Source organism: Gilvimarinus sp. 1_MG-2023, from assembly GCF_030548285.1.
Window position 1 is genome coordinate 1 of record NZ_JAUOSC010001468.1, and the last position, 247, is coordinate 247.

The 247-nt window shown below is 55.1% G+C and carries 1 protein-coding gene; it reads left to right on the top strand.

What is annotated here, in order from left to right; all coding sequences use genetic code 11:
- A partial coding sequence (locus Q4563_RS21700; protein WP_303606006.1) for a Na+/H+ antiporter NhaA occupies positions 1 to 247 on the top strand: 247 nt, incomplete at both ends.

Sequence of the window (247 nt, forward strand, 5' to 3'; positions counted from 1 at the left end):
GTTCGTACCAATGAAACTTGATCGCCAGCCTGGTTACTCACCGGCCCACCAACTGGAAAAAGACTTGCACCCGGTCGTTGCGTTCTTCATCTTACCCGTTTTTGCCTTTGCCAACGCGGGCCTCAACCTCACCGGCATCGGCATGGATCAACTGCTACACCCAATCCCGGTCGGGATTGCCGCAGGCCTGTTCATCGGTAAACAACTAGGGATCTTTGCGTTCTGCTGGCTGGCCATCAAGATCGGT